Genomic DNA, 15,167 nt, shown 5'->3' with positions numbered 1-15,167 from the left:
CGGAGCACAGCAGCCGCGGCCGACACCGGCCGCGGCTCCGTGTGTCGCGGCCATGATCTGCCGCGGCTGTGTCTGTCGCGATCATGCCGCGGCCGCGGCTGTGTCTGTCGCGTCGTGCACCGGGCGCGCTAGGCGCTGTTTCTCGGATCTCCCTCCCTGGGTGGGGTGTTGAGGGCAGGCTGACTCCATGGGACGCGGAGATCTGACGAATGCGGAGTGGGATCGGCTGGAGTCGTTCTTACCTCGCGGTGGTGCACGTGGGGGCCGGTGGAGCGATCACCGACGGGTGATCAACGGTGTGCTCTACCGGGTCCGCACGGGGGTCCAGTGGCGGGATCTGCCGGAGCGATTCGGGCCGTGGGAGACCGTCTACAAACGCCATCGCCGCTGGTCAGCGGACGGGACCTGGCAGATGCTGCTGTCGAAAGTGCAGACAGCCGAGGACGCCGCGGGCCACATCGACTGGGAGGTGTCCGTGGACTCCACGGCGGTGCGGGCTCACCAGCACGCCGCCGGCGCGAGGAAGGCACCGCCCCCCGCGGACCCTCAAAGGGGGGCCCTTCCGCGGACGAACCAGGTCGATTCGGTTCTTCGGAAACTGGCCGTCCGGCTGGAGGAGGTGGTCCAATCGGCGAGTGTCTGGGACGCTCCCGCGGCGGCTTCACCACCAAGATCCACCTCGCAGCCGACGGACGATGCCGGCCCCTCGCCCTCCTCCTGACACCCGGACACTACGGTGACGGCCCCCAACTGCAGCCCGTCCTGGAGCAGGTGTCGGTGCCCCGCAACGGCGTCGGCCGACCGCGCAGCCGACCCGACCACGTCCTGGCCGACAAGGCCTACACATCCCGCGACAACCGCCGCTACCTGCGACGACGCGGCATCTCGCACACCATCCCCGAACGACTCGACCAACGCAGACACCGACGCAGCCGCGGTTCCCAAGGCGGCCGTCCCACCGGATTCGACCGCGAACGCTACAAGAAGCGCAACACCGTTGAGCGTGCCATCAACCGCCTCAAAGGCTTCCGCGCCGTCGCCACACGCTACGACAAACGGGCCTACACCTACCTCGGCACAGTCACCCTCGCAGCACTCACCATCTGGCTCCGCACATGATCCGAGAAACAGCGCCTAGTCCTTGCGGCCGGTGACGGCCACCGTCACGCCCAGGGCGATCATGGTGAGGCCGCCGGTCCCGCCCACCATCGACAGCCTGCGCGGGGAGCGGGCGAACCAGGCGCGGGCGGTGGAGGCGGCCAGGCCCCACACGCTGTCGGAGGCCAGCGCGATGGCGTTGAAGACCAGGCCCAGCACCAGCATCTGCAGCGTGACGTGCCCCCGCTCGCGGTCGACGAACTGGGGGAGGACGGCCGCGAAGAACACGATGGTCTTGGGGTTGGTCACGCCGACGGCGAAGCCCTCCCAGAACGTGCGCAGCCCGCTGTGGACCTCTCCGCCGCCCGCGAAGGCCGCCCGCAGCGAGCCGCGGGTGCGCCATGCCCGGACGCCGAGGTACACCAGGTAGGCGGCGCCGGCCAGCTTGAGCGCGGTGAAGACCAGGACGGAGCGTTCCACCACGGAACCGATGCCGACCGCCACGGCCACCACGAGCAGATAGGCGCCGAGCGTGTTGCCCACCACGGTGGTCAGCGCGGCCCGGCGCCCCTGGGCGAGCGCCCGTCCGACGACGAACAGGACGCTGGGGCCCGGGATCACGATCAGCAGCAGGGACAGCGCCGCGAAGGCGAGCAGTCGGTCGGTGGACATCATGCTGTTCATGCAAGCACGACGAGGTGCCCGTCCTCAGCCCTATTTTCCGCGGGCCCTCAGTCCAGCGGCGCCGTGCGCTGCCACGGATGCAGCTCCTCCAGCTGCCGCGCCACCTCCAGCAGCACCGCCTCCGAGCCCGGGCGGCCCACCAGCTGGACGGCCGTGGGCGCGCCGGAGGGCAAGGTGCCGAAGGGGACGGACATCGCCGGCCAGCCGGTCAGGTTCCAGGGCGGGGTGAGGGGCGAGTAGTTGGTGTTGGCGAGGACGTTGGCGAGCCAGCCCCGCTCGTGCCAGGCCACCGACTTGGGGGAGCGGCGGGCCAGCGCGGGGGTGAGCAGCACGTCGTACTCGGCGAAGAACGGCTCCATCCGGCGGCGCAGCCGCTCCCGGCTCTCGCCGGCGCGGACGCGGCCGACGAAGCGGCGGCCGACCGCGGCGTGCACCCGCGTGCGCCGGGTCAGCCGGCGCCGGTCGAGGTCCTGGGCGTCCACCGCCGTGCCCGCCGTCCAGTGCGTGAGGGAGGTCGTGCTCAGCGAGAGCGGGTAGGGCGGGTCGGCGCGGCGGACCTGGTGGCCCGCCTTGATCAGGACGCCGGCGGCGTCGCGGGCCCGCGGTCGTCCAGGGCCGGGTGACGGTGACACCGGCCAGGGGGCTGCGCAGGGAGACGGCGATCCTGCGCATGGCCGGCTCGGACGGGCGTACCGCCTCGGGGTCCGTGTCCGCGAGGACCGCCAGCATCAGGCGGGCGTCCTCGACCGTCGTGGCGAGCGGCCCGTTCTCCGACATGCCGAACCAGTCGCCGTCGCTGATGCCCGCCGGGACGACCCCGTGGCCCGGCTTGATGGTGACCAGACCGCAGTTGGCGGCCGGGATGCGCAGGGAGCCCATCCCGTCGTTGCCGAGGGCGAGCGGCACGAATCCGGCGGCCACCGCGGCACCGCTGCCGCCCGAGGAGCCGCCCGCCGTGCGGGTGAGGTCCCACGGGTTGCGGGCGGTGCCGTGCACACCCTCGGTGGTGCCGAAGACACACAGCTCGGGCACGTTCGTCAGGCCCACGACCACCGCGCCCGCCGCGCGCAGCCGGGCCACGGTGACGTGGTCCTCGGCGGCGGGCGTGTCCGGCGTCGCGGCCGAGCCGACGCGGTTGGCCTCACCCCGCACGGCGAGGTTGTCCTTGACCGCGACCGGCACGCCGGCCAGCGGCAGCTCGGCCAGGTCGGGACGCGAGGCCACCTCGTCGGCCTCGGCCAGGGCCGCCTCGGCCCGCACGACCCGGAACGCTCCGACGCGGCCGTCCAGCCGCTCGATCCGGGCGAGGTGCTCGGCCACCACGTCCCGCGGTGTGGCGCGCTTCTCGCGTACGGCGGCGGCGATCTCGGCGGCGGTCCGGCCGACCCAGCTGGTCACGTGCGCTCCTCGGGGTGCGGTACACAGGGCTTGCTCGTCCGTACGCGTCCGTACGCGTCCGTGTTCTTGCGTGCTCTTCCGTACTCGTCAGTACGGAGAGCACTCTGCCCCGGAGTCCGGCCCTTCGTCGAGACCATCGGCTCTTGGACATTCGGGCGGGTCTTCTTGGACTTTTCGAGCGGTACCGTCGGGCCGCTCCTCCAGGACCCGCAGGTCATCCGATCACTGGCCCAACGCGGGTCGCCTGGCGCCCCATTGACAGCCTTCCGGGGTCGCCCAATGATCAGACCTCCGATGAATGGGGGCCTTCGTCCGAGGGGGAGTGGCATGGGTGAGTTCCGGAAGAGAGCGCTGCGCCTGCTCGGTACGGCGGCGGCACTGACCCTCCTGGTGGCGCCGACGCCGGCGGCCGCGCAGGAGGAACAGCGACGGGAGCAGCGAGCGTCGGTCACCGTGCCGGCACTGGGCGACTGGTCGGCCGAGGCGGGCAGTTACCTCTACGGCCGGGGCACCCGGCTGGTCGCGGACACCCCGGCGGAGCGCCGCGTCGCCGGCATCCTCGCCGACGACCTGCGGACCGCCGGGCACGGCACGGTCCCGGTCGTTTCCGGCGGGGCCCGCACCGGCGACGTCGTCATCGACGTCCGGGCGTCCCGGACGGCGCTCGGGGCCGAGGGCTACGAACTCCACGCCGGACGGCGGCTGTCGGTGACCGGCGCCACCGAGACGGGCGCCTTCCACGGCACCCGCACCCTTCTGCAGCTCCTCGCCCAGGGCGACCGCATCCCCGCCGGTCGCACGGTCGACGTGCCCCGCTACCGGGAACGCGGGGTCGGCGTCTGTGCCTGCTACGTCCACATCACGCTGCCCTGGCTGGAGAACCTGGTCCGCGAGATGGCGTACCACAAGCTCAACCAGCTGCTTCTCGAGCTGAAGGTGAAGAGCGACACCCACCCCGAGGCCGACACCTGGGGCTACTACACCAAGGACGAGATCCGCCGGCTCGTCGCCCTCGGCGACCGGTACCACGTCGAGATCATCCCCGAGATCAACTCCCCGGGGCACATGGACCCGTGGATCGAGAACCGCCCCGACCTGCAGCTGACCGACGCGGACGGCACCAAGCAGCCGGCCCGCCTCGACGTCACCCAGCAGAAGGCGTTCGACTACTACACGAGCCTGATGGACGAGTACGCGCAGGTCTTCACCGCGAAGTCCTGGCACATGGGAGCCGACGAGTACATGCTCGGCTCCGACTACTCCGAGTATCCGCAGATGCTCGCGTACGCCCGGGAGAAGTACGGTCCGAGCGCCACCCCGCAGGACGCGTACGTCGACTTCGTCAACCGCGTCCAGGCCTACGCCGCGAGCAAGGGCCGGAAGCTGCGCATCTGGAACGACGGGCTCACCGGCGCCAACACCGTGCCGGTGGCGGCCGGTACGACCGTGGAGCACTGGCTGAACGTGGCCGTGAAGCCCAGCCGGCTCATCGCCGAGGGCTACCCGTTGATGAACGCGGCCTACTCGCTCTACCTGGTCCGGGGCGGCTTCCACTCCGACACCCGGTCGCTGTACGACCAGAGCTGGGACCCGCGCAGCTTCGAGGGCGAGAGACTCGCCTCCGGCAAGGGCGTCACCGGCGCGAAGATCAGCCTCTGGCCGGACAACGGCCGCGGCGAGACCGAGAACGAGGTCGCCTTCGAGCTGTGGCCCGCCCTGCGCCACATCGCCCAGGCCACCTGGGGCGACCCCCACCCCGACGCCGGCTACGCCGAGTTCACCGCGCGCGGCACGGCCGTCGGGCACGCGCCGGGACGGCGGGACCTGACCCGGCTGCCGGTGCGGGAGGGGTCGTACACCTTCACCACCGACGGGGCGTCCTTCACCGCCGACCTGACCCGCACCGGACGGCTACGCCTCGCTCAGGACCGCGGAGGGCTGCCTGGAGATCAGCGGTGGCAGGCTGACGCTCAACGTGCCGCTCCAGCCCGGCGTCGAAACCGACCGGGCCGCCTGCGACGCGACGGACACCCTGCAGCGCTGGCAGCTGGAACCCGTCGCCGGCGGCTTCCGGCTCGTCAACGCGATCACACAGATGGCGCTGAGCGTCACCGGCGACGGCCGGACGGTCCAGTACCCGCCGGACCGGCGCACCCCCGCCGTGTGGCACCTGACCGCCGACTGACCCGAGGAGCGCACACCATGGCAGCTGGTACGCGCTGGTCCGCTCCCTCGCCCCGGCGGCGGCCATCGCCGTGACCGGCCCGGACGTGCGCTGGGTCGGCGACGAGGGCGGCACCGCGCGCGAGGACGAGTGGAGCGTCGTCCCGGTCAAGGAGAACCAGTACGGCCGCACGGACTGGGCGCTGTCGTACGACACCCCCGACGAGGGCAGCCGCGGCGCGCTGGTCGCCGCCCAGCCGACAACCGACTACCTGCAGTGGTGGCCCGCCGAGTGCGATGTGTCCATCCGGGACGGCTGGTTCTACCACCCGGAGCAAGTCCCCAAGTCGGTGGAGGAGTTGACCGGCATCTACTTCGGTTCGGTGGGGCGCAACGCGGTGCTGCTGCTCAACGTCCCGCCGGACACCGACGGACGGCTCCACGACACCGACGTGGTGCGGCTGCGCGAGTTCCGTGAGCGCGTCGACGCGGAACTGCCCGCGGACCTCGCGCGGGGCGCGCGGGTCACCGACTCCGCCGGGGTGCGGACCGTGGACCTCGGCACGGCGCGCGAGGTGGACCGGATCCGGCTCGCCGAGGACATCCGGCACGGTCAGCAGGTCGAGGCGTTCGTGGTGGAGGCCCTTGTCGACGGCGTCTGGGCCGAGGTCGCCTCGGCGGGCACCGTCGGCGCGAGCCGCATCCTGCTGCTCGCGGCGCCGGTACGGGCCCGCGGCTGGCGGCTGCGGGTCACGGCGGCGCGGGCGGCCGTCCACCTCGCGCGGTTCGCGCTCTATCGTTCGCGGGTCTGACGGCGGGCGTGCCGTCATGCGTGGTTCCGGCGGTGCTTGCGCACCCGCCAGACGATGAGGGCGACGAGCGCCAGCACGGCCGCCACCAGCGCGACGGATCGCCCGACCAGGGTCTCCGCGCGCTGGTAGGCGGCCCCGGCGGCGTAGCCCAGTACGGCGTTGCCGACGCCCCAGATCACCCCGCCGAGCGCGTTGTAGAGCAGGAAGCGGCGGTACGGCATGTCCGAGGCGCCGGCCATCGCCGGGACGAAGGAGCGGAACAGGGCGATGAAGCGGCCGATGAACACCGCCGCGGGTCCGTGCCGGCGCAGCAGGTCGCGGGACTTCTCCACCCGCTCCGCCTTCCGGCGCAGCGCACGGCTGCCCAGCAGCCGCGGTCCCGCACGGCGGCCGATCTCGTAGCCCACGCCGTCTCCGACGATCGCGGCGACGACGACGGCGACCGACAGCCACACCAGGTCGACGACGCCCTGCCGGGCCAGCACGCCACCGACGATCACCGCCGTCTCGCCGGGCAGCACGAACCCGAAGAACAGCGCGTCCTCGGCGAAGACCATGGCCGAGACCACCGCGTACACCACGGGCGCGGACAGATCGTCGAGCCAGTGGAGGAGCGTGCCCATCCGCCGACTCCCTTCCCGGCCGCCGCCCGGTGCCGTTCACCGGTGGCGCACCGACGAGTACCCCGCGCTAGCGCCGGGAGGCGTCCACGGCCGGCCGGCACCGCAGGATGTTGATCGCGGTCATGGTCAGAACGGTGTCGCCGTGCTGGTCGAAGACCTCGATCGCCGTGCGTACGATCCCGCGGTCCGGCTTCGAGCGCGACAGACGTGCCTCCTTCACGGTCGTCCGCAGGGACAGCGTGTCACCGGGGCGGACCGGGCGCACCCAGCGCAGTTCGTCGATGCCGGGGGAGGCCAGACTCGCCACGGCGCTCACGTAGTGGTGGGCGTACAGCCGCATCATGATCCCGCAGGTGTGCCAGCCGCTGGCGATCAGACCGCCGAAAGGGCCCTCGGCCGCGGTCCGCGGGTCGGTGTGGATGCTCTGCGGGTCGAACTCGCCGGCGAAGCGGAGGATCTCCTCCTCGGTGACGGTGATGCTGCCGTACGCGTAGACCTCGCCCGGGACGTAGTCCTCGAACCAGCGGTCCCCGACCGGGGCGGCGAAGTCGGCGTCGCCGAGCGTGGTGGTGGCGGCTTCCATGAACGTCACGATAGTGGCCCGCACGCGAAGCCGACCGAGACGTCCGACCGTTGCCGCGGGCGGGAGAGATCGCCTACGGCACATCCCGCGCGGTCGCGTCAGCCGCCCCGCGCCGCCCCCGTGCTGTCGCGCACGATCACCCGCGGTACCGGTACGCGCACGGTCCGGGCCGGGCCCCCGTCCACCAGCGCGGTCAGCTCCCGGGCCGCGGTGCGGCCGAACTCCACGCTGTCCCGGGACAGGGCCGACAGCCACGGCTTGACCATGCGGCACAGCGCCGAGTCCTCCCAGGCCACCACCGAGACGTCGGCCGGGACGGAGAAGCCCAGTTCGGCGGCGGTGGCGACACCGGCCACGGCCATCACGTCGTTGTCGTAGATCAGGGCCGTCGGGGGAGCGGGGCGCTCCAGGACCCGGCGGGTGACGGCCGCGCCCTCCGCGTCCGAGTAGTCCGTGGTCACCGACTCCACCTCGGTCAGGCCCCGCCGTCCGGCCTCCGCGCGCAGGGTGCGCACCCGGCGCTCGGTGTGGGCCAGGCCCGGCAGACCGGCGATGTGCACGATCCGGCGGTGGCCGAGCGCGTACAGCTCGTCCACGACCGAGGCCATCGCGCCCGCGTCGTCCGCCCACACGGTCGAGATGCCGGGATGGCGTTCGTCCGGCGCGCCGCCGATCACGACAGCGGGCAGGCCGAGTTCGTCGAGGAGGCCGGGGCGCGGGTCGTCGGTGCGCGGGTCGACGACGAGGACCCCGTCGACCCGGTGCTCGGCCCACCAGCGCCGGTAGACCGCGCACTCGTCGGTCACGTCCTCCACCACCTGGAAGAGCAGGCCGAGATGGCGTTCGGCCAGCACCTCCTGGATGCCCGAGACCAGCTGGAGGAAGAACGAGTCCACGCCGAGCGTGTCCGCGGGCCGGGCGAGCACGAAGCCGACCGTCGCCGCGCCCTCCCCGGACAGCTGGCGCGCCGCCGTGCTCGGCCGCCAGCCCAGCTGCTCGGCGACCCGGCGCACCCGCTCGCGGGTCCCCTCGGACACCCCCGGCCGGCCGTTGAGCGCGAAGGACACCGCGCTCTGGGAGACCCCGGCGTGCCGCGCGATGTCCTTCATCGTGGGCCGGGGCGCGGGTGACCGCTTGCCTGACACGGTGATTCCCCATTCGTCCGACGGATTCCGGGAGACTATGCACTAATGCGCTTCAGCTGCAAGAACCTAATGCGCTTTAGCGACTAAAGAGATTAGCTCCGCCGATGCCATTGACGGGCCGGTGCGACGGCGTGCAGGGTCTCGGTCGTTGGCCAACCCCGCTGCACCAGATCCGCTGCACAAGGAGGCCGTTCAGCCGTGCCCATCTCCCGCAGAACCCTCACCGCTGCCGCTGCCCTCTGTCTCGCCCTGCCGCTGAGCGCGTGCGGCTCCGGCGGCGACGGCGGCGGCTCCACCGACGCCTCAGGCAAGGTCGAGGGCGACATCACCTTCCAGACCTGGAACCTGCGCGCCAATTTCAAGGACTACTTCGAGGGCGTCATCGCCGACTTCGAGAAGAAGTACCCGGACACCCATGTGAAGTGGGTCGACCAGCCCGCCGAGGGCTACGCCGACAAGATCAGCGCGGACGCGGCGGGCGGCACCCTGCCCGACGTCGTCAACGTCTCGCCCGACCTCGTCGCCCCGCTCGCCAAGGCCGGACTCGCCCTCGACCTCGACAAGGCGGCGGCGAAGTACAGGAAGGAGTACCTGGCGGGCGCCTGGGCCAGCCATCGGATACCGGGCATGACGGGGACGTACGCCTTCCCCTGGTACCTCAACACCGGCCCGCTGTTCTACAACAAATCCCTCTTCAAGAAGGCCGGACTCGACCCCGAGACCCCGCCGAAGACATACGACGAACTCTTCGCCGACGCCCTCGAACTCGCCAAGAAGAGCGACGGCAAGGTGGCGACCCTCGCCAACGTCCCGACGATCGAGGACTTCGGCCGCTACGGCGTCGAGCTCATGAACAAGCAGGGCACCGCCTTCACCTTCAACGACGCCAAGGGCGTCCAGATGCTCGCCAAGTACAAGGAGCTGTACGACGCGAAGGCACTGGACCCGCAGGCGCTGACCGCCACCCCGGAGTCCTCCGGACGCAAGTTCCTCACCGAGGCCGTCGCCATGAACCCCGGCAGCGCCCTCGACCTCGGCAACTTCAAGAAGCAGGCGCCGAACCTGTACAAGAACATCGGCATCACCGACCAGATCACCAGCACCGGCCACGTCAACATGTACGTCATGGGCGTGATGGTCAACTCCAAGACCAAGCACACCCCGGCCGCCGTCGCCTTCGCGCACTTCGTCACCGACGCCGAGCACCAGATGTCCTTCGCGAAGAAGGTCGCCATCTTCCCGAGCACCGCCGGCTCGCTCGACGACCCGTACTTCACCAAGGAGGACGGCACCGACGAGACGCGCGTGCGCATCGCCGCGGCCAAGTCCCTGAAGAACGCGGTCAACTACACCCCGGTGCTGTTCAGCGAGCAGATGAAGACGGCGCTGCGCAACGAGGTGGCCAAGGCGCTGCAGGGCAAGGAGAGCCCCAAGGCGGCTCTCGACAACGCTGTCAAGCAGTGCAACACGCTTCTCCAGCAGCAGGGATAGCATCCGATGGCCCTGTCCACCGCCCCCCGGGCGCAGCGCGTACGGCGTCAACTGCCGTTCAGCCCGTGGCTGTTCGCCGCGCCCGGGCTGCTGGTCACCGGCGTGTTCATCCTGTACCCGTTCGTCTCCACGCTGGTCAACTCGCTCACCGACCGCCGCACCCTGATCCCGGGGAAGTTCGTGGGGTTCGCCAACTTCCGCGAGCTGCTGCACGACGACATGTTCTGGATCGGCCTGCGCAACAGCACGCTCTACGTGCTGGGGGTCGTCCCCGCGCTCGTCGTCCTGCCGCTGCTGCTCGCACTGCTGGTCCAGAGGAACATCCCCGGCATCACCTTCTTCCGGTCCGCCTTCTACACCCCGGTCGTCGCCTCGATCGTCGTCGTCGGACTGATCTGGGTGTGGCTGCTGGACGAACGCGGCCTGATCAACTCGCTGCTGGAGACCGTCGGGGTCGGCCGGGTCGGCTTCCTCAGCGACCAGTGGCTGCTCCTGCTGAGCGCCATGGCCGTCACGGTCTGGAAGGGCCTCGGCTACTACATGATCATCTATCTGGCCGCGCTGGCGAACGTCCCGCGCGAACTCCACGAGGCCGCCGCCGTCGACGGCGCGGGCGCGGTGCGCCGCTTCCTCGCCGTCACCGTGCCCGCCGTCCGCTCCACCATGGTCCTGGTCGGCGCGCTGTCCTCGGTCGCCGCCTTCAAGGTCTTCTCCGAGGTGTACCTGATGGCGGGACCGAGCGGCGGACCGGCCGGGGAGGACACCACCCTCGTCATGCTGGTCCAGCGCACCGGCACCGGCCTGACCGGGCGCGTCGGCTACGCCTCGGCCATCTCCGTGGTCGTCTTCGTCGTCACCGTCGCCCTGATGCTGCTCGTGCTGCGCGCCGACCGGAGGGACGGGACATGAGCGTCCTGGAGAAGGCACGTCCTCGCATCGAGGAGCCGGTGGCGCGGGAACCCCGCGTCACCGACGAGCACGGACGCCGCATCCGGGTGTGGGAACTGGTCCTGCGCTACACGCTGCTGCTCGCCGTCCTGGCCCTGACCGTCGGCCCGTTCCTGTGGCAGCTGTCGACCTCCTTGAAGGGGCCGACGGAGGACATCTTCAGTTCCCCGCCGAAGTTCCTGCCCGGCCACCCGACCCTGCACAACTACGCACGCGTCGCCGACACCATCCCCGTCTGGGACTACGCCCTGAACTCGCTGAAGGTCGCCGCCGCCAACGTCGTGACCAACTGCGTCGGTTCGGCCCTCGCCGGCTACGCGCTCGCCCGGCTGCGCTACCGGGGGCGCCGCGTCGCCACCCTCGTCTTCATCCTCGCGATGCTCGTGCCCGTCGAGGGCATCATCATCGCCCAGTTCACCACCATGCGGGAGCTGGGCCTGAACAACACCCTCGTCGGGGTCGTCCTGCCGGGCTGCATCGGCGCCATGAACGTGCTGCTGATGCGCAACGCCTTCCTCAACCTGCCCTACGAGATCGAGGAGGCCGCCTACGTCGACGGCGCCGACGTCTGGCAGCGGTTCCTGCGCATCGCGCTGCCGTCGGTCAGGGGAACCGTCGCGGTCGTCGCCATCTTCGCCTTCATGGGCGCCTGGGACGACTTCCTGTGGCCGCTGATCGTGCTGAGCGACCCCTCCAAGTTCACCCTGACCATCGGTCTCAACTATCTGCACGGCACCTTCGCCAACGACGAACGGCTCGTCGCCGCGGGCACGGTCATCGCCGTGGCACCGCTGATCGCCCTGTTCGCCTGTCTGCAGCGGTACTTCTTCCGCGGGGTGGGCGAGGGCGCCGTGAAGGGCTGAAACACCCCCCGACCCGCCCCCGCAAGGACACCGCATGCCTCCTGCCGTGCGCTTCGGCGTCAACTACACCCCCAGCGAAGGGTGGTTCCACCACTGGCTCGACTTCGACCCGGACTCCGTGCGCGCCGACCTCGACTCCCTCGCCGCACTGGGCCTGGACCACATCCGCGTCTTCCCGCTGTGGCCCTACTTCCAGCCCAACCGGACGCTGATCCGCGGGCGGGCCGTCGAGCAGCTCGTGCAGCTCGTGGACGCGGCCGCGGAACGCGGACTGGACGTCAACGTGGACGGATTGCAGGGCCACTTGAGCAGCTTCGACTTCCTGCCCGCGTGGACGCGCACCTGGCATCGGCGCAACCTCTTCACCGCCCCGGACGTCCTCGACGGCCAGGCCGAGTACCTGCGCACGCTCGCCGCCGCGCTCGCCGACCGGCCCAACTTCCTCGGCATGACCCTCGGCAACGAGGTCAACCAGTTCTCGGCCGGCCCGCACCCCGACCCCGACCGGGCGACCGAGGCCGAGATCGACGCCTGGCTGGAGCGCATGCTGGCCGCCTGCGAGAAGGGCGCCCCCGGCAGGCTCCACCTGCACGCCGAGTACGACGCCACCTGGTACCAGGACGACATGCCGTTCACCCCGGACCAGGCCGCCCGGCACGGGGCGCTGACGGCCGTGCACTCCTGGGTCTTCAACGGCACCGCCCAGCGCCACGGCCGGACCGCCGTCCCCACCGAGCACCACGCCGCCTACCTCGTCGAACTCTCCAAGGCCTGGGCCGGCGACCCGCACCGCCCGGTCTGGCTGCAGGAGGTCGGCGCACCCGCCCCGCTGATCCCGCCCGAGCACGCCGCCGCCTTCACCGAGGCGACCGTCGCGAACGCCCTGGACTGCCCCGACCTGTGGGGCATCACCTGGTGGTGCTCCCACGACGTGTCCCGGCAGCTCGCCGACTTCCCCGCACTCGAATACGGGCTCGGCCTGCTGACCAACGACCGGCGCCCGAAGGACACGGCACGGGTGCTGGCCGCGGCGGCATCGCGCGAGCACCCGGCGCCCGCGCCCCGGACCACCGCGCTCGTCGTCCCCGCCGAACCCGCCTCGCGCTCCCGCTGCGCCCCCGGCGGCCCGGTCTTCGACGCCTTCTTCCGGCTCACCGCCGACGGCGCCCGGCCCACGACCGTCCTCGACACCCGCGCGCACGACGGCGACCACCTCGCCGCGCGCGGCATCACCGAAGTCGTCACTCCCGAACAGGTACTCCCCACCCCACAAGGAGGCACCAGCTCGTGAACCCCACCAGACGCACCGTCCTGCTCGCCGGCGCCGCGGCCGCCCTGCTGCCCCCGCCGCCCGCCGCCGCGGCCCCGAGGACCACCGCCGCGGCGACCCCGCCGTACGCCTCGTACTGGTACCCCGACTCCCTGCCCTCCGGCTCACCGGGCACCGGCATCACCTGGCGCAGCCTGAAGTCCTGGACGGCCGCCGGCGACCCGGACCTCGCCTTCAACGCAGCCGCCGTTCCGCTCGCCCCCCGCTTCACCCCGACCCCGGCGAACACGACCGCCCGCTCGGGCCAGGCCCGCGTCCAGTCGCTGGTGTCCTTCGGGCCGACGTCCGCCAACCCCTCGCAGGGCTCGGCCACCGACGACTACTACGCCCTCACGCACTGGGCGTACCTCGACGAGCTGGTGTTCTGGGGCGGCTCCTCCGGCGAGGGGCTGATCCTCGCCCCGAACGCGCCGATCGTCGACGCCGCCCACCGCCACGGCGTCCCCGTGCTCGGCAATGTCTTCCTGCCGCCCGTCGCCTACGGCGGACAGCTCCAGTGGACCCGGGACCTGGTGCAGAAGGACGCCGCCGGACACTATCCGCTCGCCGCGCAACTGGTGGCCGTGGCCGCCGCGTACGGCTTCGACGGCTGGTTCGTGAACGCCGAGACGGGTGGCGGCAACACGGCGCTGGGCGCCGACATGCTCGGCTTCGTCAAGGAGCTCAAGGCGCTGGCCAAGGCCCGCGGGCAGCGGGCGACCTGGTACGACGCCATGACCGTGAACGGCACGGTGAGCTGGCAGGGGGCGCTGAACAGCCAGAACCAGGCGTTCTTCCAGGCAGCCGACGACATGTTCGTCGACTTCCGCTGGAGCGCGGGCAGCCTTGCCTCCTCCGGGCACAAGGCCGGGCAACTGGGCCGCAGCCGCTACGAGTTGTGGGCGGGCGTCGACGTCGAGTCGAGCGGGTCGGACACGTCCGTGAACTGGGACGCCATCGTGCCCGGCGGCAAGGCGCACATCACCTCCCTCGGCTTCTACCGGCCCGAGTGGACACGCAACCACCTGCCGGCCTCGCGCACCCCGGGCGACTTCCACGCCGCCGACGACCGCTTCTGGACCGGGCGTTCGCTCGATCCCTCGCGGCCCGACACGACCGACCCCTGGCGGGCGCCCGCGGTGTCGGTCGCGGACCGGTCGACGGCGAGCGGGATGCCCTTCGCGAGCACCTTCAACACCGGGCACGGGCTGCGCTGGTACGAGGAGGGGGCCGTCACCTCGGACACGCCGTGGAACCACCTCGGGCTCCAGGACCGGCTGCCGTCACGGCGGTGGGTGGTGCGGACGGCGGGGGCGCGGCCGGCGGTGTCCTTCGACTTCGCGGACGCGTGGCGGGGCGGCAGCAGCGTGCTCGTCGACGGCGAACTGGACGCTCCGACGGTGGTCGAGCTGTACGCGACACGGCTGCCCGTCGGTGCTGACACGGTGATCGAGCTGACGCACCGGACGGACGCCGGGGCTGTGAACGTCGAGCTCGCGGTCGCCCTGGCGGAACCGGACGCACCGGGTGCGACACCGCCGTACACGTATCTGCCCGTGAACTCGGTCAACGGCTGGCAGACCGCGACCGTCGCGCTCACAGGCCTCTCCGGGACGCTCCACTCGATCGCCGTACGGCTCACCGCGACCGCCGGTCCGGTCAGATGGCGGCTCGGCGGTCTCGCGGTCCGCGACGCCGTCGTCACCCCCGCCGCCCCCTCCGGCCTGCGCGTCACGGCGGCCTCCGGCGGCGACCTGCGCCTCGCCTGGACCCCCGCGCCCGGCGACGTACGCCACTACACCCTGCACCGCCTCCTGGCCGACGGCACCCGCCGCTTCCTCGGCGCGACCTGCCAGCGCGCGTACTTCCTCACCGGGCTGCGGCCCGAACAGGGCGAGCAGGCCGCGCGGTTGGAGCTGCGTGCCGTGGGGGAGCTCTACACCGCGTCGGCCCCCGCCACCGTGACCCATACCTGGTGACCCCCTCACCGGAAACCACCCGCACCCTGTGATCACCCGCACCTCGTGATCATCCGCCGTCGGAACACTCA

Annotated in this window: 10 protein-coding genes and 3 pseudogenes; 8 read left to right on the top strand and 5 right to left on the bottom strand. The window is 71.7% G+C overall.

Going from position 1 to position 15,167, the window contains the following annotated elements; translation table 11 throughout:
• The first annotated feature begins 187 nt into the window (after positions 1-187).
• Positions 188-1,119 (top strand): IS5 family transposase gene (locus LN251_RS41945; protein WP_458248283.1). Its coding sequence is split into 2 segments (ribosomal slippage): positions 188-520 and positions 523-1,119, totalling 930 coding nucleotides; the frame shifts between segments, so codons are not numbered across the junction.
• A 15-nt stretch (positions 1,120-1,134) separates the two neighbouring features.
• On the opposite strand, the gene LN251_RS41940 is transcribed toward LN251_RS41945, so the two are convergent.
• On the bottom strand, positions 1,135-1,773 hold the full coding sequence (locus LN251_RS41940) for a LysE family translocator (protein ID WP_458249548.1): 639 nt from the start codon (positions 1,771-1,773) through the stop codon (positions 1,135-1,137).
• Between the two features lie 56 nt (positions 1,774-1,829).
• Positions 1,830-3,180: pseudogene (locus tag LN251_RS41935) on the bottom strand (amidase).
• Positions 3,181-3,507: 327 nt separating this feature from the next.
• Here LN251_RS41935 and LN251_RS41930 point away from each other — a divergent pair.
• Both LN251_RS41930 and LN251_RS41925 read left to right on the top strand, forming a co-directional pair.
• Positions 3,508-5,365 (top strand): annotated as a pseudogene (locus tag LN251_RS41930) (family 20 glycosylhydrolase).
• Positions 5,366-5,384: 19 nt separating this feature from the next.
• Positions 5,385-6,155: pseudogene (locus LN251_RS41925) on the top strand (alpha-L-fucosidase); the annotation flags it as partial.
• Positions 6,156-6,169: 14 nt separating this feature from the next.
• Here the strand turns inward: LN251_RS41925 and LN251_RS41920 are convergent.
• The 3 genes from LN251_RS41920 to LN251_RS41910 form a co-directional block, all read right to left on the bottom strand.
• Entirely contained in the window at positions 6,170-6,778 is a 609-nt protein-coding gene (locus tag LN251_RS41920) for a DedA family protein (RefSeq protein ID WP_458249373.1), read from the bottom strand.
• Positions 6,779-6,845: 67 nt separating this feature from the next.
• The gene (locus tag LN251_RS41915; RefSeq protein ID WP_458249372.1) at positions 6,846-7,361 is read right to left on the bottom strand and encodes a MaoC family dehydratase; all 516 of its coding nucleotides are present in this window, start codon (positions 7,359-7,361) and stop codon (positions 6,846-6,848) included.
• Between the two features lie 98 nt (positions 7,362-7,459).
• A complete protein-coding gene (locus LN251_RS41910; RefSeq protein WP_458249547.1) occupies positions 7,460-8,470 on the bottom strand; it encodes a LacI family DNA-binding transcriptional regulator in 1,011 nt (336 codons plus the stop codon).
• A 234-nt stretch (positions 8,471-8,704) separates the two neighbouring features.
• On the opposite strand from LN251_RS41910, the gene LN251_RS41905 reads away from it, so the two are divergent.
• From LN251_RS41905 to LN251_RS41885, 5 genes are read left to right on the top strand one after another with little or no spacing between them, the layout of a single operon-like run.
• Complete coding sequence (locus LN251_RS41905; RefSeq protein ID WP_458249371.1) at positions 8,705-9,997, top strand: ABC transporter substrate-binding protein; 1,293 nt, start codon at positions 8,705-8,707, stop codon at positions 9,995-9,997.
• Positions 9,998-10,003: 6 nt separating this feature from the next.
• Positions 10,004-10,906 (top strand): carbohydrate ABC transporter permease, encoded by a 903-nt coding sequence (locus tag LN251_RS41900; RefSeq protein ID WP_458249370.1) that lies wholly within the window; start codon positions 10,004-10,006, stop codon positions 10,904-10,906.
• The gene (locus LN251_RS41895) at positions 10,903-11,808 is read left to right on the top strand and encodes a carbohydrate ABC transporter permease (RefSeq protein WP_458249369.1); all 906 of its coding nucleotides are present in this window, start codon (positions 10,903-10,905) and stop codon (positions 11,806-11,808) included. The genes LN251_RS41900 and LN251_RS41895 overlap by 4 nt, the downstream gene beginning before the upstream one ends.
• 34 nt (positions 11,809-11,842) lie before the next feature.
• Positions 11,843-13,099, top strand: coding sequence for a glycoside hydrolase 5 family protein (locus LN251_RS41890; RefSeq protein WP_458249368.1), 1,257 nt, complete (start codon positions 11,843-11,845; stop codon positions 13,097-13,099).
• A complete protein-coding gene (locus LN251_RS41885) occupies positions 13,096-15,096 on the top strand; it encodes an endo-beta-N-acetylglucosaminidase (RefSeq protein ID WP_458249367.1) in 2,001 nt (666 codons plus the stop codon). The genes LN251_RS41890 and LN251_RS41885 overlap by 4 nt, the downstream gene beginning before the upstream one ends.
• Positions 15,097-15,167 lie beyond the last annotated feature (71 nt).

The organism is Streptomyces sp. MAI_2237 (assembly GCF_054189285.1).
The sequence above is the reverse complement of the archived record's forward strand: the minus strand, read 5'-3'. Positions and strand labels throughout refer to the sequence as shown.